At 71.8% G+C, this 19,318-nt stretch carries 19 protein-coding genes; 6 read left to right on the top strand and 13 right to left on the bottom strand.

The annotated features are described in order from the left end of the window. Positions 1–10: 10 nt before the first annotated feature. Positions 11–337 (bottom strand): ATP/GTP-binding protein, encoded by a 327-nt coding sequence (locus AB0398_RS03320; RefSeq protein ID WP_366371967.1) that lies wholly within the window; start codon positions 335–337, stop codon positions 11–13. Between the two features lie 201 nt (positions 338–538). Here AB0398_RS03320 and AB0398_RS03315 point away from each other — a divergent pair, with 201 nt between their 5' ends. Next, positions 539–1,573 carry an LLM class flavin-dependent oxidoreductase gene (locus tag AB0398_RS03315; RefSeq protein ID WP_366371965.1) on the top strand — a complete coding sequence of 345 codons (1,035 nt, stop codon included), beginning with the start codon at positions 539–541 and terminating at the stop codon, positions 1,571–1,573. A gap of 161 nt (positions 1,574–1,734) precedes the next feature. On the opposite strand, the gene AB0398_RS03310 is transcribed toward AB0398_RS03315, so the two are convergent. Further along, a complete protein-coding gene (locus AB0398_RS03310; RefSeq protein WP_030218823.1) occupies positions 1,735–2,127 on the bottom strand; it encodes an SCO5389 family protein in 393 nt (130 codons plus the stop codon). A gap of 248 nt (positions 2,128–2,375) precedes the next feature. Between AB0398_RS03310 and nucS the strand changes: the two genes are divergently transcribed. Then, complete coding sequence (nucS, locus tag AB0398_RS03305) at positions 2,376–3,047, top strand: endonuclease NucS (protein ID WP_366371964.1); 672 nt, start codon at positions 2,376–2,378, stop codon at positions 3,045–3,047. 67 nt (positions 3,048–3,114) lie between these two features. Here nucS and AB0398_RS03300 read toward each other — a convergent pair whose 3' ends face one another. The 3 genes from AB0398_RS03300 to AB0398_RS03290 form a co-directional block, all read right to left on the bottom strand. Then, entirely contained in the window at positions 3,115–5,742 is a 2,628-nt protein-coding gene (locus tag AB0398_RS03300) for an ATP-binding protein (protein ID WP_366371962.1), read from the bottom strand. 217 nt (positions 5,743–5,959) lie between these two features. Next, positions 5,960–6,283, bottom strand: a complete 324-nt coding sequence (locus tag AB0398_RS03295) for an STAS domain-containing protein (RefSeq protein WP_030210572.1) — start codon at positions 6,281–6,283, stop codon at positions 5,960–5,962. Positions 6,284–6,462: 179 nt separating this feature from the next. After that, a complete protein-coding gene (locus AB0398_RS03290; RefSeq protein WP_366372349.1) occupies positions 6,463–7,311 on the bottom strand; it encodes a 3-hydroxyacyl-CoA dehydrogenase family protein in 849 nt (282 codons plus the stop codon). A gap of 220 nt (positions 7,312–7,531) precedes the next feature. Here AB0398_RS03290 and AB0398_RS03285 point away from each other — a divergent pair, with 220 nt between their 5' ends. Beyond that, positions 7,532–8,104, top strand: a complete 573-nt coding sequence (locus tag AB0398_RS03285) for a cob(I)yrinic acid a,c-diamide adenosyltransferase (protein ID WP_366371960.1) — start codon at positions 7,532–7,534, stop codon at positions 8,102–8,104. On the opposite strand, the gene AB0398_RS03280 is transcribed toward AB0398_RS03285, so the two are convergent. After that, positions 8,021–8,692 carry a hypothetical protein gene (locus AB0398_RS03280; protein WP_366371959.1) on the bottom strand — a complete coding sequence of 224 codons (672 nt, stop codon included), beginning with the start codon at positions 8,690–8,692 and terminating at the stop codon, positions 8,021–8,023. The two genes, AB0398_RS03285 and AB0398_RS03280, sit on opposite strands and share 84 nt — an antisense overlap. A gap of 224 nt (positions 8,693–8,916) precedes the next feature. Here AB0398_RS03280 and AB0398_RS03275 point away from each other — a divergent pair, with 224 nt between their 5' ends. The 3 genes from AB0398_RS03275 (at position 8,917) to AB0398_RS03265 (ending at position 12,693) form a co-directional block, all read left to right on the top strand. Then, a complete protein-coding gene (locus tag AB0398_RS03275) occupies positions 8,917–10,077 on the top strand; it encodes a histidine kinase (protein WP_366372348.1) in 1,161 nt (386 codons plus the stop codon). Then, entirely contained in the window at positions 10,074–10,727 is a 654-nt protein-coding gene (locus AB0398_RS03270; protein ID WP_366371957.1) for a response regulator transcription factor, read from the top strand. The genes AB0398_RS03275 and AB0398_RS03270 overlap by 4 nt, the downstream gene beginning before the upstream one ends. A 205-nt stretch (positions 10,728–10,932) precedes the next feature. Further along, on the top strand, positions 10,933–12,693 hold the full coding sequence (locus AB0398_RS03265; RefSeq protein WP_366372347.1) for a glycoside hydrolase family 18 chitinase: 1,761 nt from the start codon (positions 10,933–10,935) through the stop codon (positions 12,691–12,693). 68 nt (positions 12,694–12,761) lie between these two features. On the opposite strand, the gene AB0398_RS03260 is transcribed toward AB0398_RS03265, so the two are convergent. The 7 genes from AB0398_RS03260 to AB0398_RS03230 all read right to left on the bottom strand — a co-directional run bounded on the left by AB0398_RS03260 (position 12,762) and on the right by AB0398_RS03230 (position 19,315). Then, a complete protein-coding gene (locus tag AB0398_RS03260) occupies positions 12,762–13,208 on the bottom strand; it encodes a DUF2550 domain-containing protein (protein WP_366371956.1) in 447 nt (148 codons plus the stop codon). A gap of 142 nt (positions 13,209–13,350) precedes the next feature. After that, positions 13,351–13,725: a F0F1 ATP synthase subunit epsilon gene (locus AB0398_RS03255; protein ID WP_188269236.1), complete on the bottom strand. Its 375-nt coding sequence runs from the start codon at positions 13,723–13,725 to the stop codon at positions 13,351–13,353. A gap of 113 nt (positions 13,726–13,838) precedes the next feature. After that, a complete protein-coding gene (atpD, locus tag AB0398_RS03250) occupies positions 13,839–15,281 on the bottom strand; it encodes a F0F1 ATP synthase subunit beta (protein WP_366371954.1) in 1,443 nt (480 codons plus the stop codon). After that, positions 15,281–16,198 (bottom strand): F0F1 ATP synthase subunit gamma, encoded by a 918-nt coding sequence (locus AB0398_RS03245; protein WP_366371952.1) that lies wholly within the window; start codon positions 16,196–16,198, stop codon positions 15,281–15,283. Before AB0398_RS03245 ends, atpD begins: the two co-directional genes overlap by 1 nt. 20 nt (positions 16,199–16,218) lie before the next feature. Next, positions 16,219–17,817, bottom strand: a complete 1,599-nt coding sequence (gene atpA, locus AB0398_RS03240) for a F0F1 ATP synthase subunit alpha (protein WP_125661757.1) — start codon at positions 17,815–17,817, stop codon at positions 16,219–16,221. A 140-nt stretch (positions 17,818–17,957) separates the two neighbouring features. Next, a complete protein-coding gene (locus AB0398_RS03235) occupies positions 17,958–18,773 on the bottom strand; it encodes a F0F1 ATP synthase subunit delta (RefSeq protein WP_366371950.1) in 816 nt (271 codons plus the stop codon). Next, complete coding sequence (locus AB0398_RS03230) at positions 18,770–19,315, bottom strand: F0F1 ATP synthase subunit B (protein WP_366371949.1); 546 nt, start codon at positions 19,313–19,315, stop codon at positions 18,770–18,772. The genes AB0398_RS03235 and AB0398_RS03230 overlap by 4 nt, the downstream gene beginning before the upstream one ends. Between the last annotated feature and the right edge of the window lie 3 nt (positions 19,316–19,318).

Below are 19,318 nucleotides of genomic sequence, written 5' to 3'. Positions count from 1 at the left end.
CCGGTACTCCCTAGTACCTCGGCGCGTTGCGGGACCGCTGCACCCGGCTGGTGCGGCGGTCCTTCGCGTTCCAGCAGGCCTTGTGCCAGTGGCGCCGGTCGTCCACTCCCCCGTACTCCGGCCAGGCGACCACGTGCGGGGCGCCGCCCGGGATCTCCTGGTCGCAGCCGGGGCAGCGGTAGCGCTTGCCGGGCGCGCTGGCCCCGGCGACGAGGCGGACGTACCACTCCTCGCCCTGCCAGCTCTCGGTGCGCTGCGCCCCGCCGTACCGGTCGCCGTGGTCGCCCTGCGGCTCGGACTGGTCGCGGCCTCGGGCGCGGTTGTGACGCGGGGACACGGGCACACACCTCACGGGATCGGGGAACACGGACGGTTCCCTCCAGCCTACGGGCCGCCACGCGGTGCCCCGGGCCCGGTGGGCGGGGGCCCTGCCGAAAATCGCAAGAACTTCATCAACGGCCGTTGCCTTTGGCACGTGTCAGGCGTTGTTGCCAGTGCGAGGGGGAGATTCGCGTCGGCCGCAAGGAGGCACAAGGCGATGCGCGTGGGTACGTTCGTTCTGGCCGCCCAGTTCCCGGGCCAGGGACAGGGAGAGGCGCTGCACCGTGCGGTGCGGACCGCCGAGGTCGCCGAGGAGGCGGGGCTCGACTCCGTCTGGCTGGCCGAGCACCACTTCGTGCCGTACGGGGTGTGTCCCTCGGCCGTGACGCTGGCGGCGCTGCTGCTCGGCCGCACCCGGCGGCTGCGGGTCGGCACGGCGGTGAGCGTGCTGCCGACCGTCCACCCGGTCGCCCTGGGCGAGCAGGCGGCGCTGCTGCACCTCACCTCGGGCGGCAGGTTCACCCTCGGGGTGGGCCGGGGCGGGCCGTGGGTCGACCTGGAGGTGTTCGGCGCGGGTCTGGAGGCGTACGAGGAGGGGTTCCCCGAATCGCTCGACCTGCTGCTCCGCTGGCTGACCGAGCCGCGCGTCGGCGCCGGAGGGGAGCGGTTCTCCTTCCGGGAGGTGCCGGTGGTGCCCCGGCCGGACGAGCTGATCGGCGGGGAGGCGGCCCCGGAGGTGGTGGTGGCCTGCACCTCGCCGAAGAGCGTGCGGCTGGCCGCCGAGCGCGGCCTTCCGATGCTGCTCGGGATGCACTGCGGCGACGAGGACAAGGCCGAGATGGTCGCGGCCTGGACGCGCTGGTCGCGGGAGGCCGGGCGGGACCCGGACGAGACCGCGCGGATCGGCTCCCACCACGTGTCGGCGGGGGTGGCCCAGCTCGCGGACCGGCGCGAGGACGCGGCCGAGGCGCTGGTGAAGGCGATGCCCGGCTGGCTGAGGCAGGGGCTCGACGCGCACGTGACCGTGGACGGCCGGCAGCGCTCGATGCGGGACCCCGTGGCGTACACGGAGCTGCTGTGCGGACTGCACCCGGTGGGCACGCCCCGGCTCGCGGCGGACCGGCTGGCGGCGACGGCGGAGCGCACGGGCATCACGCGCTTCGCCCTGCTCGCGGAGGGTTCGGGCGACCTCGCGGCGACCGAGGAGAACGTCCGGCGCCTCGGCGCGGAGGTCCTGCCGCTCCTGGTGTGAGGCGGCGGGATCCCGGCAACAAAGCGGCGGGCCTCCGGTGCGGAGCCGCGCGGTCCCGTCCTCCCGGTGACTGTGCTGCCGCTCCGGCATCCCTTCGCGCCGGTGCGCGTCGACACGCGCCGGCCCCCTTCTCCCGCGACGGGGAGCGGCAGCACCATGTCTCAGCAGTCGCGCAGTTCCGGGGACTGGTTGAGCAGCTGCCCCCTGATGGACGTGAAGCGGGCGAGCCGGTCGTCCACCGCCGGGTCCAGCGGGAAGACCGCCACCCGGTGGCAGTTCTGGAACGCGAGACGCACCCCGAAGTGCCGCTGCAGGGCGCCACGGATGGCGTCGCTCGCGAGTGCGCGCAGCAGCTGACCACGTGCCTGCTCATTCGGCGGCGGCGTCTGGTTGTCGGCGAACTCTCCGCCGTCGACCTTCAGCTGGGCCACCAGAGAACTGATCATCTCCCATGCGTAGGGCAGGGAGGTCCGGACGCAGTCGACGAAGTCGGCTTCGTCGACCTCGCCTCGCTCGGCCTGTTCCAACAGGGCCGGTGAGACGTCGAGCGACATGGGTTCTCCTCTCGCGACCCCGCGGACGGGGTCTTGCGGGCAGGGCGAAGGCCGGGCCGTCCGCCACGCAGCGTGCACGGACGACGACCTCCAGCTTCCACGGTAAGCGCGCAGTCCTGGCCGCACCAGAAGATGGAGAAGACAACCGGCCGATAACCGACGGGTGTTCGGCTCATGAAGATCCCCTCCGAAGTCCGGACACCGCCCGAATCGCGCGGAGGAGCGCCCGTCTTGTAGCGTTGCCGACCATGCGCCTCGTCATTGCCCGCTGTTCCGTCGACTACGCGGGCCGGCTCACCGCCCACCTGCCCTCCGCGCCCCGTCTGATCCTGGTCAAGGCAGACGGCAGCGTCTCCATCCACGCGGACGACCGGGCGTACAAACCGCTCAACTGGATGTCCCCGCCGTGCACTCTCAAGGAGGGTGCCGACGCCGAGGCCGGCGTCTGGACCGTGATCAACAAAGCGGGCGAGAAACTGATCATCACGATGGAGGAGATCCTCCACGACTCCTCGCATGAGCTGGGCGTGGACCCGGGCCTCATCAAGGACGGTGTGGAGGCGCACCTCCAGGAGCTGCTCGCCGACCGCATCGAGACCCTCGGCGCGGGCTACTCCCTGATCCGCCGCGAGTACCCGACCGCGATCGGTCCCGTGGACATCCTGTGCCGGGACTCGGACGGCGCGACGGTCGCGGTGGAGATCAAGCGGCGCGGCGAGATCGACGGCGTCGAGCAGCTCACCCGCTATCTGGAGCTGCTCAACCGCGACCCGCACCTGGCCCCGGTCAAGGGCGTCTTCGCGGCCCAGGAGATCAAGCCGCAGGCCAGGGTCCTCGCGACGGACCGCGGGATCGGCTGCGTGGTCCTCGACTACGACGCCCTGCGCGGCATCGAGGACGACAAGCTGCGCCTGTTCTAGGAGCGGTACGGGAACGGCCCCGGGTGTGTCCACACCCGGGGCCGTTCCTTCTTCCGTGCGTACGGGGTCAGGCGGGAGGCTCCGTGGCGGTGGGGTCGGCGGGGGCGGGCGCGCTGCCGAGGGAGGCGGAGGCGGAATTGCTGGGGCTGCCCTCTCCGGCGGGCGGGCTCGTCGTCTCCGTGGTCTCCGTCGGCTCCGGTTCGGTGGTCGGCGGGGTCACGGGCGGCGTCGTCGGAGGGGTCGTCGGCGTCGTCGGCGTCGAGGAACTCGGCTTCGGGGACGTCGGCGGGCGGGACGTGCTCGGCCCCGACGTCGGAGAGGTGGGCCGCGTCGTCTCCGTCGGGGACGTCGTCGTCGACGGGCCGTCCGAGGAGGAGGGCGAGCCGCCGGTGGCGCCGGGGCTCGTGGCGGAGGACGACGGGGCGCCGCCAGAGCCGGAGGGGCTCGGGGTGCCGGAGGCGGAGGGCTCGCCCGTCTCCCCCGGTTCGGCGTCCTCGGGCGTCTCGTCGGTCCCGGTCTCCTCGTCGGGGGCGCCCTGGGTCGCGGTGCTGTCGGAGGTGACGCGCTGCGGGGCCGGGTCCTCGCCGTTGCCGGAGGTGGCGCCGAGGGTGACGACGGTGCCGAGGACGGCGACGAGGAGCGCGCCCGCGCCGACCGCGACCAGGTTGCGGCGGGCGCCGTCGAGGATGCCGCTCCCGAGGCCGGGGCGGGCGCCGCCCTTGACGGGGACGGGGACGGGGCTCGTGGCGGGCTCCGGGCCCTTGTCCGAGGAGCCGGCGAAGCTGCCGAAGCCGGGGAAGGCGGGGGCCGGGGTCCGTACGGGTCCGCCGGGCAGCGGGGCCGTGGCCGGTTCCGGGGCCGGGCGGACCGGGCGGGCGGCCGGGGTGCCGCGCGGCGGGGAGACGGGCTCCTCGGCGCGGAGGGCGGCCGGGGCGGTGTGCTCCCGGGAGAGGTCGGCGACGAGGGCGAGCGCCCGGCGGCCGGCGACGGTGCCGGGCTTGTCGGCGAGCACGCCGCGCATGCCGATGGAGGCCTCCAGTTCGGCGCGGGCCCGCTCCAGGTTGCCCGCGCAGATCGCGAGGACGCCGAGCTCGTGGTGGAAGTAGGCCTCCTCCGCGACGTCCCCGGTCAGCCGGGCGGCCTCCTGACCGGCGCGCAGGGCCCGCTCCCAGGCGCCCCAGTGCAGTCCGGCGGCGAAGGCGGGGGCGGCGGCGCGGGCGAGGAGGACGGCGGTGGCCCGCTGCTCGGCGGCGGCTTCGGCGTCGCCGGTGTTGCCGGGGAGGAGGGCGGTGAGCGCGGCGAGCAGGGCGTCGGACTCGACGGCGGCCCGCTCGGGGGTGACGGAGGGGTGGGCGGCCCACCAGGCGTAGTGCTGGGCGGCGGTGTGGGCGCGGTCGGCGGTCCCGGGCTCGTACCCCTGGGCGAGGAGCTGGGTGAGGACCCCGGCGGCGAGCCGGTAGCGGGGGCCGGCCGGGGAGAGCAGGCCGCAGGCCATGAGCTCGCCGAGGGCGGCGTCGGCGTGGGTGTCGCCGACCAGGGCCGGCAGGTGGGCCTGGTGCGGGACCTCGCCGCCGAGGGCGACGGCGAAGCGCAGGGCGGTCTGGGCGGAGCGGCTGAGCCGGGAAGCGAGGAGGGCGGCGGGGGCGGCGCCCTCGCCGAGGCTGGGCAGCGGTATCTCGCGCAGCTCGACGTCGGGGTCGTCGACGCCGTCGAAGGCGGCGGCCGCGGCCTTCGCCGCCGCTGCGGGGTCGGTGGGTCCGAAGGCCTCTTCGAGGGCGCCGAAGGCGTCGAACTCGGCGGGGGTGACGCGCAGCCGGTCGCGCTGGCGGAGCAGGGCGCCGGCCTGGACGAAGCGGAGGGGCAGGCCCTCGGACTCGAACCACAGGTCGCCCGCCCAGTTGGCCTCGTCGTCGGTGAGGGTGCGGCCGACGGCGCTCTCCAGGAGCGTCAGGGCGGCGCCGCGGCCGAGGCCGGCGAGGAGGACCTCCTCCAGGTGGGCGGCGGCCGAGGGCGCGGGGGTGTCCGGGGACGCGGCGAGGAGGAAGGCGCACTCGGGGGCGGCGGCGAGGAGTTCGTCGAGGGCGGCGCCGCCGAACTCCAGGTCGTCGACGACGACCACGGCGCCGACGCCGCGGAGCTGGTCGAGGAGGGCGGGCCGGTCGGGCCGGTGGCCGGGGGCGTGCCGGACGGCGTCGAAGAGCTCGTGGAGGAGTTCGCCGGCGGTGCGGTGGTGGCCGGAGAGGCGGACGACGCCGTCGGGGGCGAGGTCGGCGCAGTCGGCGGCGACCGCGTCCAGGAGGGCGGTGCGGCCGGAGCCGGGGACGCCGAGCAGCCGGGCGGAGCGGCCCCGGCCGAGGATCGCGGCGAGCCGCTCGCGCTCCTCCTGGCGTTCGAGGAGCGGCAGGACGGGGGCCGCCGGGCCGGGCGGTACGGACGGGGCGGCGGCGCGGGCGGCCTCGGCGCGCTCCTCGGGGGTGCGGGGGCGGGGCGCTTGCGGCGCCTGTCCGGGCGGGCAGGGCTCGATCTCGCTGCCGTCGACGGGGTTGACGGTGAGGAGGAGCTCCCCGGAGACGAGCCGGACGACGCGGGCACGCGCGGGCGTGGGCGCGGGTGCGGGCACGCCACGGCCCTGGCGGGCCTCCTCGCCCTCGGTGTCGTGACCGTACTCCTCCGACCCAGGATTGATCGGGTCCATGGTCCTAGCCCCCAAGAAGCGGTGTGCGGGCCCGCCGGGTGGGTCGCGTCCTCGTCGGACGGCCGAATGTGCGGACGGCCGAAACCCTAGACCGTGCCGGGACGCCCGGGAACAGTCGGGGTGCTCCCGAGACCAAGACGTCACGGTCTTGTGAGGATGGGGCGTGATGCCCGGTGCGCGCCGTGGGTCCGCTTCGGGCCGGCCCCCGGGGCGGGTCTCAGACCCGGGGCAGCGACTCCAGGGCGAGGCCGCCCTCGATGGCGAGGATGCGGTGCAGCCGGGTGGCGACGAGGAGGCGCTGCATCTGGGGCGGCACCCCGCGCAGGACCAGGCGCCGGCCGCAGCGGCCGGCCCGCCGGTGGGCGCCCATGATGACGCCGAGCCCGGTGGCGTCCCAGGAGTCGAGCCCTGTCAGGTCGAGCACCAGGTCGCCGACTCCGTCGTCGACGGCCGAGTGCAGGACCGTACGGGCGTCCGCCGCGCTGCGGACGTCGAGGCGGCCCCCGACGACCAGCTCGACATGGTCGCCCCTGATGTGCATATGCGCTCCCCGAGAGTGCTCCGTCTTCGCAACAACTGACTGCCGCACCGGCAGAAGCGTTGCGCCTTGTCAGCGATCCGCTACCGAAATTCACCCCACGGAGTGAGGGCGGGGTGGTGGACCGGGTTCCGTACTCGTTCGGTGTGTGCGGAGGCCCCGGTCCGCTCAGTACGTTCCGCTCAGTACGTGTAGTAGCCCTGCCCGCTCTTGCGGCCGATGTCACCCGCGTCCACCATCCGGCGCATCACCTCCGGCGGAGCGAACTTCTCGTCCTGGGACTCGGTGTAGATGTTGTTGGCCGCGTTCACCAGGATGTCGATGCCGGTGAGGTCGGCGGTGGCGAGCGGGCCCATGGCGTGGCCGAAGCCGAGCCTGCAGGCGATATCGATGTCCTCGGCGGTGGCGACGCCCGACTCCTGGAGCTTGGCGGCCTCGACGACGAGGGCGGCGATGAGCCGGGTGGTGACGAAGCCGGCGACGTCGCGGTTGACGACGATGCAGGTCTTGCCGACGGACTCGGCGAACTCGCGGGCGGCAGCGAGGGTGGCGTCGCTGGTCTTGTAGCCGCGGACGAGCTCGCAGAGCTGCATCATCGGGACGGGCGAGAAGAAGTGGGCGCCGACGACGGCCTCGGGGCGCCCGGTCACCGCGGCGATCTTGGTGATCGGGATCGCGGAGGTGTTCGAGGCGAGGACGGCGCCGTCCTTGGCGACCTTGTCGAGCGAGCGGAAGATCTCGTGCTTGACGTCGAGGTCCTCGAAGACGGCCTCGACGATCACATCGGCGTCCGCGACGGCCTCCAGCTCGGTGGTGGTCGTGATCCGGCCGAGCGCGGCCTCCGCGTCGGCGGCGTCCAGCTTCCCCTTGGCGACGAAGCGGTCGTACGACGCCTTGATGCCGTCGGTGCCGCGGGTCAGGGCGGCGTCGGTGACGTCACGCAGGACGACGTCCCAGCCCGCCTGTGCCGAGACCTGCGCGATGCCGGACCCCATGAGTCCGGCCCCGATGACGGCGAGCTTCCTGGCCACGATGTTCCACCCCTCCACGCCTGTTCACTTCTGGCTCTCCGGCGGAGATTAGCGGTCCGGAGGCGCCATGTGACCGCTAAGTAATGCGCGTCACGCCCTCTTTGACGGACGTCACACTCACGACAGGCCGTACGGGGTTCCGGGCGGGGGCGCGCGGCGTCCGCCGTGACGGTCGGCACACGCGCGTCACGGGACGCGGGCGGCTGACTACGCTGGCGCCATGGTCAATCTGACGCGCATCTACACCCGTACCGGCGACAAGGGCACCACCGCCCTGGGGGACATGAGCCGGACCGCCAAGACGGATCTGCGGATCTCGGCCTACGCCGACGCCAACGAGGCGAACGCCGTGATCGGTACGGCGATCGCCCTCGGGCAGCTCGACGAGGAGGTCGTGAAGGTCCTCGTCCGCGTCCAGAACGACCTCTTCGACGTCGGCGCGGACCTCTCCACCCCGGTCGTGGAGAACCCGGAGTACCCGCCGCTGCGGGTCGAGCAGACGTACGTGGACAAGCTGGAGGCCGACTGCGACCGCTTCCTGGAGGAGCTGGAGAAGCTGCGCTCCTTCATCCTGCCGGGCGGCACGCCCGGGGCGGCGCTGCTGCACCAGGCGTGCACGGTGGTCCGGCGGGCGGAGCGCTCCACCTGGGCGGCCCTGGAGGTGCACGGCGAGACGATGAACGCGCTGACCGCCACGTACCTCAACCGGCTATCGGACCTGCTCTTCATCCTCGCGCGCACGGCCAACCGGGAGGTCGGGGACGTCCTGTGGGTGCCGGGCGGGGACCGCTGAGGCCTTCCCGGGTGCCTTCTCCGGAGTCTTCCCGGGGGCCTGCTCCGGGGCGTTCTCCGGCGCCTTCTTCGGCCAGATCGCGTAGCTGAGCGCGATCAGGCCGTGGATGCCGGCCGCCCGCCAGGCGACGAGGATCCAGCTCCGCAGGCCGTCGGTGTTCCCGTCGTCGCCGACGTACCGGGCCGCCAGGAGCAGCAGGCCCGAGGCGACGGCGGCGGCGGTCACCGTGCCGAGCCAGACCGCGCCCTCGTGGCGGGCGCGGGCCATGCCGTACCGCGGGGGCCTCACGGGCGGCGGGGCGCCGCCGAGGCGGTGGGCGGCGTGGCCGTCGAGCCACTTCACGGTGCGGTGGCCGTGGCCGACGGTGTAGCCGATGTAGAGCGCGGCGATGCCGTGCCGCCAGTTCGGATCGGCGCCGTTCTTGAGGTCGATCGCGGTGACGACGAGGAGCAGGACCTCCAGGAGGGGTTCGCAGAGCAGCAGGGCCAGGCCCGTCCGGGGCATCTTCAGCAGGTAGCGGGTGGCGAGGCCGGCGGCCAGCAGGACCCAGAAGCCGACCTCGCAGACGACGATCAGCGTGACGATCACGAGGGTTCCCCTTTCGGTTCCCCCTCAGCGTCCCGCCGGCCCGGGCCGGTTTCGTCGTCACCGGTGACGAATCCCGTCTACATCCTTCGACGGAGGGCCGGATCGCCCCGTACGAGGAGGTTCCCGCACGCGGGGGCGTGTTGGATGAGTACGTGACGCCCCGCCGCCCCGTGACGCTCCCCTGCCCGACGGGACTCCCCCGCCCGCACCGCTTCGACCTGCTGATGGGCTTCCTCGGGCTCTCCTGCGGACTGCTCCTGTGGTCCTTCGGGCTCTACACGACGGGCGACCGCCTCTTCGACCAGCGGTGGGCGGCGCTGGTCCCGCTCGCGGTGATGGCCTCGGCGGAGGCGGTGCGCCGGACGATGCCGCAGACGGCGATCCTCGCCGGCACGCTCGCGATCGTCGGCGACCAGTTCACCAACGGGAACCTGGTCACCGTCCTGATGTTCACGGACGTGGTCTACGCGGCCGTCGTGTACGGGAACCCCGCCACCGCCCGCCGGGTCCCCTACACGACCGGCCTTGTCACGGTCGCGGTGACGGTCGGCTTCCTCGTCTGGTGGCAGAACGCGATCGCCCTGCTCGTCGGGGTGCTCACGGGCATGATCTCCTTCATGCCCGCGATGACCGGCGCCGTCGTGCGCAACCACCGGGAGGCGGCGGACGCCGCCCGGCTGCGGGCCGAACAGACGGCGCTGCTCGCAGAGATGGACCGTACGCAGGCCGTGGTCGCCGAGCGGGCGCGGATGGCGCGCGAGCTGCACGACATGGTGGCGAACCACCTCTCGGCGATCGCGATCCACTCCACGGCGGCGCTCTCCCTCGACGACCCGGGCACCACCCGGCAGGCGCTCACCGTGATCCGGGAGAACAGCGTGGCGGGCCTGTCGGAGATGCGACGGCTCATCGGCATCCTCAGGGACGGCAGCGGGGACGCCGAACCGGCCGCCGCTCCCACCCTCGCCGGCCTGGACGCCCTGGTCGACCAGGCGCGGGCGAACGCCCGGCCGAGCGGTCTCGTCCTCGTCCTGGAGGACGTCCGGGAGGACGCGGTGGGACTGTCCGCGCCGGTGGAGCTGGCGGCGTACCGGATCGTGCAGGAGTCGCTGACGAACGCACTGAAGCACGCGGCGCCCGGCGAGGTCCGGGTGGTCCTCGCCCGGGAGCCGGGCGCGCTCACGGTCGAGGTGACCAGTCCGTTCGGGGAGCGCCCGGGGCCGACCGCGCCCGGCTCGGGGGCGGGTCTGGTGGGGATGCGGGAGCGGACGGCCCTGCTGGGCGGGGTCTTCGGGGCGGGGCCGGTGACGGACGGCGGGGGAAGGAGACTGTGGCGGGTGCGGGCGGAGCTGCCCGTGGACGCGAGCGACGAGGAGCGGGCATGACGGTGCGGGTGGTGGTCGCCGAGGACCAGAGCGCGGTGCGGGCGGGCCTGGTGCTGATCCTGGGCAGCGCGCCGGACGTCGAGGTGGTCGGGGAGGCGGCCGACGGGGAGCGGGCGGTGGAGCTGGCGCGCGAACTGCGCCCGGACCTGGTCCTGATGGACGTGCAGATGCCCCGGATGGACGGGGTGACGGCGACCGGGATCGTGGTGTCGGAGGGGCTCGCGGACGTGCTCGTGCTGACCACCTTCGACCTGGACGCGTACGTCTTCGGGGCGCTGCGGGCGGGGGCGGCGGGCTTCCTGCTGAAGAACGCGGAGGCCCGGGAGCTGATCGAGGCGGTGCGGACGGTGGCGCGCGGCGAGGGGCTGATCGCCCCGGCGGTGACGCGGAGGCTCATCGCGGAGTTCGCCGCGTCCGGGCGGTCGTCCGCGCCGGAGGGGGGAACGGACCCCGCCGTCCTGGACGCGCTGACGCCCCGGGAGCGGGAGGTCCTCTCGGCGCTCGGCCGGGGCCTGTCGAACGCGGAGATCGCGGTACGGCTCGACATGGCGGAGGCGACGGTGAAGACGCACGTCAGCAAGGTGCTGGGGAAGCTGGCGCTGCGGAGCAGGGTCCAAGCGGCGGTGCTCGCACAGGAGTTGGGGGTGTAGGGAAGCACGCCGACTTTGGTCTGGACCTCTTGACGATTGGTCCAGACCTTCCTACGCTCGCGGGGCGCGCGCATCTCCACGGACCACCCCCACCCCGTCCGCAACTTGAGGAGCACCGTTGAGCACTCAAGCACCGACGCGCAGAGCAGGGTTCAGACACCGGGCCGCTGCCGGTCTGACCGCCCTCGTCCTGCCCCTGGCCGCCATGGTCGGCCTCGCCACCCCCGCCGAAGCGGCCACCTCGGCCACGGCCACCTACACCAAGACCCAGGACTGGGGCTCCGGCTTCGGCGGCAACTGGACCGTCAAGAACACCGGAACCACCGCCCTGACCTCCTGGACCGTCGAGTGGGACTACCCCGCCGGCACCGCGGTCACCTCCGCCTGGGACGCCACCGTCACCAGCTCCGGCACCCACTGGACCGCCAAGAACGTCGGCTGGAACGGCACCCTCGCCCCCGGCGCCTCCGTCTCCTTCGGCTACAACGGCACGGGCCCCGGCGCGCCCAGCGGTTGTAAGATCAACGGCGCCCCGTGCGACGGCTCCACCCAGCCGGGCGACAACCCGCCCTCCGCCCCCGGCACCCCGGTCGCCTCGAACGTCACCAACACCTCGGCGAAGCTCACCTGGACCGCGGCCACCGACGACAAGGGCGTCAAGAACTACGACGTGCTGCGCAACGGCACGAAGGTCACCACCACCACGGCCCTCACCTACACCGACACGGGCCTGACCGCCGGCACCGACTACAGCTACACGGTCGTCGCCCGCGACACCATCGACCAGACCGGCCCCGCCGCCGGACCCGTCGCGGTGCGCACCACCGGAGGCCCGGACGTCCCGCCGCCGCCGAACGCGGTCAAGCTGGGCTACTTCACCAACTGGGGCGTCTACGGGCGCAACTACCACGTGAAGAACATCGTGACCTCGGGCTCCGCGTCCAAGATCACCCACATCAACTACGCCTTCGGCAACGTCCAGGGCGGCAAGTGCACCATCGGCGACTCCTACGCCGACTACGACAAGGCGTACACCGCCGACCAGTCGGTCGACGGCGTCGCCGACACCTGGGACCAGCCGCTGCGCGGCAACTTCAACCAGCTGCGCAAGCTGAAGAAGGCGTACCCGAACATCAAGGTCCTGTGGTCCTTCGGCGGCTGGACCTGGTCCGGCGGCTTCGGCCAGGCCGTGCAGAACCCGACCGCCTTCGCCCAGTCCTGCTACGACCTGGTCGAGGACCCGCGCTGGGCCGACGTCTTCGACGGCATCGACCTGGACTGGGAGTACCCCAACGCCTGCGGTCTCACCTGTGACACCAGCGGCCCGGCCTCCTTCAAGAACATGATGCAGGCCATGCGCGCCAAGTTCGGCGCCAACAACCTGGTGACCGCGGCCGTCACGGCCGACGGCTCCGCCGGCGGCAAGATCGACGCCGCCGACTACGCCGGCGCCGCCCCGTACTACGACTGGCTCAACGTCATGACGTACGACTTCTTCGGCGCCTGGGACGCCAAGGGCCCGACCGCCCCGCACTCCCCGCTCACCTCGTACTCCGGCATCCCGCAGGCGGGCTTCAACTCCGCCGACGCGATCGCCAAGTTCAAGGCGAAGGGCGTCCCGGCCAGCAAGCTGCTGCTCGGCATCGGCTTCTACGGCCGCGGCTGGACCGGCGTCACCCAGTCCGCCCCGGGCGGCACGGCGACGGGCGCGGCGCCCGGCACGTACGAGGCGGGCATCGAGGACTACAAGGTCCTCAAGAACACCTGCCCGGCCACCGGCACGATCGCCGGCACCGCGTACGCCCACTGCGGCACCAACTGGTGGAGCTACGACACCCCGGCCACGGTCACGTCCAAGATGGGCTGGGCCAAGACCCAGGGCCTGGGCGGTGCCTTCTTCTGGGAGTTCAGCGGTGACACCACCAACGGCGAGCTGGTCGGCGCGATCAACAGCGGCCTGAGCTAGCCCGTACGAGAACGAAGAAGCGGGGGACGGCGCAGCACGCCGTCCCCCGCTTCCGTCGTCATACAGGCCTACGCGACGTTGACCCTCTGCCCCGGAGGCGCCGCCTCCAGCCAGGCCATGAAGCCCGTCCGGGCGTCCTCGCTCATCGCGAGCTCCAGGCGGACGCCCTCGTACATACAGGGCTGGATCACCGCGTCCGAGAGCAGCGCGAGCTCCTCCTCGCCCGCCGGCGTCCGGCGCTCCAGGGCCACGATGGAGGAGCGCTCCAGGACCCGGCGCGGACGGGGCGCGTACGAGAAGACGCGGAACCAGGCGATCTCGTCACCGCTGTAGCGGGCGACGCCGTACACCCAGCCCTTGCCGGCCGGATCCGGCTCGTCGGGGACGTTCCAGCGCAGGGAACAGTCGAACGTCCCGCCGGCCTTCTGGATCAGTCTCCGGCGCAAGCCGAAGACGAAGAGCCCGATCACCACCAGTGCGACGACCAGGCCGCACACGAGCAGAGCGAGGAACATCTTCACCGACCTCCTCGCTGCGTCCCGTGGCCGAACCCGCCGGCCGAACCGAATACAACCTGCACCTGCATCGCCTCAGCCGCGGCACGGTCTGGAAAATTCCAGCCGTGCCGCGGCTGAGGGCACTACTCTGCGCGGACCGTCAGCGGACCGATACCGCGCGCAGCCGGACCTCGGCGCGCCGCTCGGCGGCGGCGTCGGAGTCCGTCTTGGCGCGCTCCAGCGCGCGTTCGGCGCGCTGGGCGTCGATCTCGTCCGCCAGCTCGCAGACCTCCGCGAGCAGCGACAGCTTGTCGTCCGCGAACGAGATGAATCCACCGTGGACGGCGGCGACGACGGTCGCGCCCTCACTCGTACGGATGGTCACCGGGCCCGACTCCAGCACACCGAGCAGCGGCTGGTGGCCGGGCATGACGCCGATGTCGCCGGAGGTGGTACGCGCGATGACCAGGGTGGCCTCGCCGGACCAGACACTCCGGTCCGCGGCGACCAGCTCGACGTGCAGCTCAGCAGCCAAGGGTGGCTCCTCGGGTCACCACCCGGCGGTCGTGCCGGGTGTTGGGGTCAATTCTAGGGGGCGTGGAGAGGGGGGCGGGACGGATCCCGCCCCCCTCAAGGCGAGCACGGGGCTCAGGAGACGCCGAGCTCCTTGGCGTTCTTCTTGAGGTCCTCAAGACCACCACACATGAAGAAGGCCTGCTCCGGGAAGTGGTCGAACTCACCGTCGCAGATCGCGTTGAACGCGGCGATCGACTCGTCGAGCGGAACGTCCGAACCGTCCACACCGGTGAACTGCTTGGCGGCGTGGGTGTTCTGCGACAGGAAGCGCTCGACGCGGCGCGCGCGGTGGACGACGAGCTTGTCCTCCTCGCTGAGCTCGTCGATACCGAGGATCGCGATGATGTCCTGGAGGTCCTTGTACTTCTGCAGGATCCCCTTGACGCGCGTGGCGGCGTCGTAGTGCTCCTGCGCGATGTAGCGCGGGTCCAGGATCCGGGACGTGGAGTCCAGCGGGTCCACGGCCGGGTAGATGCCCTTCTCGGAGATCGGACGGGAGAGAACCGTCGTCGCGTCGAGGTGGGCGAAGGTGGTCGCCGGCGCCGGGTCGGTGAGGTCGTCGGCGGGGACGTAGATCGCCTGCATCGAGGTGATCGAGTGACCACGGGTCGAGGTGATGCGCTCCTGGAGGAGACCCATCTCGTCGGCCAGGTTCGGCTGGTAGCCCACCGCGGAGGGCATGCGGCCGAGCAGGGTCGACACCTCGGAACCGGCCTGGGTGAAGCGGAAGATGTTGTCGATGAAGAACAGCACGTCCTGCTTCTGCACATCGCGGAAGTACTCCGCCATGGTCAGACCGGCGAGGGCGACGCGGAGACGGGTGCCCGGGGGCTCGTCCATCTGGCCGAAGACCAGGGCGGTCTTGTCCAGAACGCCGGACTCTTCCATTTCCGCGATGAGGTCGTTGCCCTCACGGGTGCGCTCGCCGACGCCGGCGAAGACGGAAACGCCCTCGTGCAGCTTGGCCACACGCATGATCATTTCCTGGATCAGAACGGTCTTGCCGACACCGGCGCCACCGAACAGACCGATCTTTCCACCCTTGACGTACGGGGTGAGGAGGTCGACGACCTTCAGGCCGGTCTCGAACATCTCGGTCTTCGACTCGAGGTCCGCGAACGCCGGGGCCTTGCGGTGGATGGACCAGCGCTCGCCGACCTCCGACTCCGCCTCGGGCTCGTTCAGGATCTGGCCCAGCGTGTTGAACACGCGACCCTTGGTGACGTCGCCGACGGGCACCGTGATGCCGTCGCCGGTGTCGACCACGGGGGCCTGGCGGACCAGACCGTCGGTGGGCTGCATGGAGATGGTGCGGACGATGCCGTCACCGAGGTGCTGCGCGACCTCGAGGGTCAGCGTCTTGAGCTTGCCCTCCTCGGCCGGGTCGGCGACCTCGACGTGCAGGGCGTTGTAGATCTCCGGCATCGCGTCGACGGGGAACTCCACGTCGACGACCGGGCCGATGACCCGGGCGACGCGGCCCGTGGCGGCGGCCGTCTCAACAGTGGTCGTCATTACTTGTCACTCCCCGCGGTCGCGTCGGCCAGGGCTGCGGTGCCACCGACGATCTCGCTGATTTCCTGGGTGATTTCGGCCTGGCGGGCCGCGTTGGCAAGTCGGGAGAGGTTGTTGATCAAGTCTCCCGCGTTGTCGGTGGCCGACTTCATCGCGCGGCGCGTGGCGGCGTGCTTGGAGGCAGCCGACTGGAGCAGCGCGTTGTAGATCCGGCTCTCGACGTAGCGCGGCAGCAGGGCGTCGAGGACGTCCTCCGCCGACGGCTCGAAGTCGTACAGCGGACGGAGGGTGTCCGGCTCGCCGGCCTCCTTCGCCACCTCGTCGAGGCTGAGGGGCAGCAGCCGGGCCTCGATGGCCGTCTGGGTCATCATCGAGACGAACTCGGTGTAGACGATGTGGAGCTCGTCCACACCACCCTCGGCCGTGTCCTTCTCGATCGCCTCGATCAGCGGTGCCGCGATCTTCTTGGCGTCCGCGTACGTGGGCTCGTCCGTGAAGCCGGTCCACGTGTCGCTCAGCTTCCGCTCACGGAAGTTGAAGTGCGCGACACCGCGGCGACCGACGACGTAGACGTCGACCGTACGGCCCTTGCCCTCCAGCTCCTTGATGAGCTTCTCCACCGCCTTGATGGCGTTGGAGTTGAAGGCGCCGGCCAGACCGCGGTCGCTCGACAGGAGCAGGACCGCGGCACGGCTGGGGTTCTCCGCCTCGGTGGTCAGCGGGTGCTTGTCGTTCGCACCCGTGGCCACCGCCGTGACCGCGCGGGTGAGCTCGGTCGCGTACGGGGTCGACGCCTGCACCTTGCGCTGCGCCTTGACGACACGCGAGGCGGCGATCATCTCCATCGCCTTGGTGATCTTCTTCGTCGCGGTGACGGATTTGATGCGACGCTTGTAGACCCGGAGCTGCGCTCCCATGAGTCAGGTCCCTTCCGTCGTCACTTCGAGACGTTGACGGCGGCAGGGGCGTCCGCGCCGAGCAGCTTGCCGTCGGACGTCTCGAACTGCTGCTTGAACTCCGCGATGGCGTCGGCGACGGCCGTGAGGGTGTCGTCCGACATCTTCTTGCCCTCGCGGATGGAGGTCATGAGACCGGAGTGGTTCTGGCGCAGGTACGCCAGGAGCTCGGCCTCGAAGCGGCGGATGTCGGCGACCGGGACGTCGTCCATCTTGCCGGTGGTGCCGGCCCAGACCGAGACGACCTGGTTCTCCGTGGGCATCGGCTGGTACTGAGCCTGCTTGAGCAGCTCGACCATCCGCTGACCGCGCTCCAGCTGCGCCTTCGAGGCCGCGTCCAGGTCGGAACCGAAGGCCGCGAAGGCCTCCAGCTCACGGAACTGGGCGAGGTCCACGCGGAGGCGGCCGGCGATCTGCTTCATGGCCGGGTGCTGGGCGGAGCCACCGACTCGGGAGACCGAGATGCCGACGTTCAGGGCCGGGCGCTGGCCGGCGTTGAACAGGTCGGACTCCAGGAAGCACTGGCCGTCGGTGATGGAGATGACGTTGGTCGGGATGAACGCCGAGACGTCGTTCGCCTTGGTCTCGACGATCGGCAGACCGGTCATCGAGCCGGCACCCAGCTCGTCCGAGAGCTTCGCGCAGCGCTCGAGGAGACGGGAGTGCAGGTAGAAGACGTCACCCGGGTAGGCCTCACGGCCCGGCGGGCGGCGCAGCAGCAGCGACACGGCGCGGTAGGCGTCGGCCTGCTTCGACAGGTCGTCGAAGACGATCAGGACGTGCTTGCCCTGGTACATCCAGTGCTGGCCGATGGCCGAGCCCGTGTACGGCGCCAGGTACTTGAAGCCGGCCGGGTCGGACGCCGGGGCGGCGACGATCGTCGTGTACTCGAGCGCACCGGCCTCTTCCAGGGCGCCGCGCACGGACGCGATGGTCGAGCCCTTCTGGCCGACGGCGACGTAGATGCAGCGGACCTGCTTGTTCACGTCGCCCGAGCGCCAGTTGTCGCGCTGGTTGATGATCGTGTCGACGCACAGCGCGGTCTTGCCGGTCTGGCGGTCGCCGATGATCAGCTGGCGCTGACCGCGGCCGACCGGCGTCATGGCGTCGACGGCCTTGTAACCGGTCTCCATCGGCTCGTGCACCGACTTACGGGCCATGACGCCCGGGGCCTGCAGCTCGAGGGCGCGGCGGCCCTCGGTCGCGATCTCGCCGAGACCGTCGATCGGGTTGCCGAGCGGGTCGACAACGCGGCCGAGGTATCCCTCGCCGACACCGACGGAGAGGACCTCGCCGGTGCGCTGCACCGACTGCCCCTCCTCGATGCCGCTGAACTCGCCGAGGACGATCGCACCGATCTCGCGCTCTTCGAGGTTCAGCGCGAGACCGAGGGTGCCGTCCTCGAACTTCAGCAGCTCGTTCGCCATGGCCGAGGGAAGACCCTCGACCTTCGCGATGCCGTCACCGGCCAGGCTGACCGTGCCGACCTCCTCGCGCGAGGCCGCGTCCGGCTGGTACGACTGGACAAAGGTCTCCAGTGCGTCCCGGATCTCCTCCGGCCGGATCGTGAGCTCCGCCATCTGGGTTCCCTGCTCTCCTTGTTGGGCCCGAAGTTTCTTAAGGGGTCTGGGGGCCGACCCCCAGGAATCTTCTGCAATCTCTGCACGGCCCAACCGGGCCGCTGGTGATGCTGTGATGCTTTTCTGCTGTGGTGACCGCGTCAGCCGGCCAGTCGACGGGTCGCCTCGCCGAGGCGCTCCGCGATGGAGCCGTCGATGACCTCGTCACCGATCCGCACGGTGATCCCACCGAGGACCGCGGGGTCCACGTCCAGGTTCAGGTGCATCTCCCGGCCGTACAGCTTGGCGAGGACGCCTCCGAGGCGCTGCTTCTGCCGGTCCGACAGCGGCACCGCCGAGGTGACGACGGCGACCATCCGGTCCCGGCGCGCCGCGGCGAGCTTGGACAGGGACTCGAGTCCCGCTTCCAGGCTACGTCCCCGGGGCTGGGTCACCAGACGGACGACCAGGCGCTCGGTGGTCGCGTGGGCCTTGCCGCCCAGCAGGCTGCGGAGCAGCGTGCCCTTGGCGGTGGCCGTGGCGGCCTTGTCCGTCAGCGCCGAGCGGAGCTCGGTGCTGGAGGACACGATCCGGCCGAAGCGGAACAGCTCGTCCTCGACGCCGTCCAGCGCGCCCGCCTTCTGCGCCGCGGTGAGGTCCGCGGTGTTCGCCAGCTCCTCGGTCGCGTCGACCAGGTCGCGCGAGCGCGACCAGCGGGAGCGGACCATGCCCGAGACCAGGTCGGCGGTCTCGCCGCCCACCTGACCGGTCAGGAGTCGCTGCGCGAGTGCGGCCTTGGCCTCACCCGACTGGGCGGGGTCGGTCAGGACCCGGCGCAGCGACACCTCGCGGTCGAGCAGCACGGTGACTGCGGCGAGCTCGTCCGCGAGCTTCGTCGCGTCGACCGGGGTGTTGTCGGTCAGCGCGTCGAGGGACTCGCGGGCGGCTGCCAGTGCTTCACGGCTCGCTCCGTTCATCGGACGGCCTCGGCCTTCTCCTCGAGCTCGTCGAGGAAGCGGTCGATCGTGCGGCTCTGGCGGGCGGTGTCCTCCAGGGACTCGCCGACCAGCTTGCCGGCCAGGTCCGTGGCGAGCTTGCCCACGTCCTGACGCAGCGAGGCGGACGCGGCCTTGCGGTCGGCCTCGATCTGCGTGTGGCCGGCCGCGATGATCTCCTCGCGCTGGCGCTGGCCTTCCGCCTTCATCTCCTGGATGATCGCGGTGCCCTGCTCCGTCGCCTCCTGGCGAAGACGCGCGGCCTCGTGGCGGGCCTCGGCGAGCTGGGCCTTGTACTGCTCCAGCACACTCTGAGCCTCGATCTGGGCCGACTCGGCCTTCTCGATGCCACCCTCGATGGCCTCGCGGCGCTCGTCCAGAACCTTGTTGATGTTCGGGAGGAGCTTCTTGGCGAGGAAGCCGAAGACGATGACGAAGGCGATCAGGCCGATGACGAGCTCGTCAAGATGCGGGATCAGAGGAGGCTGGGGCTCCTCCGCCGCCGCAAGAAGCAGAGCGTTCACATC

The sequence above is a fragment of the Streptomyces sp. NPDC086147 genome (assembly GCF_040702165.1).
In the GTDB taxonomy this organism is placed as follows: domain Bacteria; phylum Actinomycetota; class Actinomycetes; order Streptomycetales; family Streptomycetaceae; genus Streptomyces.
This window is presented reverse-complemented; position numbering and strand designations above follow the sequence as displayed.